The organism is Pseudogracilibacillus amylolyticus (SeqCode) (assembly GCF_051918545.1).
GTDB lineage: Bacteria > Bacillota > Bacilli > Bacillales > Amphibacillaceae > Pseudogracilibacillus.
The window spans coordinates 13,255-14,039 of sequence record NZ_JBPPZG010000106.1 but is presented as its reverse complement, the minus strand read 5'-3'; positions in this window follow the sequence as shown (position 1 = coordinate 14,039).

Below are 785 nucleotides of genomic sequence, written 5' to 3'. Positions count from 1 at the left end.
AAATATAACATGTGACAACATCCCAATAATTGAGAAATAGCCAATTGAAATCATATTATCACCTAACTTCTCTTCTTGTTTATACCGTCAACAATGCCACGAACATATGGAAAAGTCAATGAAGAAATAAACTGATGAGGTCATTAAATGGTCGAGATTTTATTAAGTTTTCTTTTCAAATTACAAAATATTTAATATAAAAACGACGTTTGTCGAGTGAACCCTAATCTTTTACGTCGAAAAAAATAATAATTAAAACATTTCCCGGGAAATAGCGAATATTGTGTGAAAAATATAATGTTTATTGAAATTGGATCAGAGGATTTTGTCGTTATGCATAATTGAATGTAAATAATGTCTGTACTATGTATATATGGGATCCAGCCAATTTTCTATTTCATCATTGTAGGATCTTTTAACTATAGAACTAACGGAAGAAAATTTAAACACGTAATTTGCGATTTATCCACGAGAAACAAGAAATATCCACAGGAGATTGCATTATCCACGTATTTTACGGTTAACCACAAAGTTTGCTGCTTTGTCCACGGGAAACAAGAAATATCCACGTAATTCGTGATTTAACCACGTAGTTTCCGATTTGTCCACGGGAAATAAGATTTAACCACGGAACAACGCGTTATCCACACAATTCGCGATTTAACCACGATGTTTCCGATTTGTCCACAAGAGCATAACGTATACTAAAAATCGAGTAGAGGGGAAAATTAATTTTCCGCCCCTCTCACACCACCGTACATACGGTTCCGTATACGGCGGTTCAA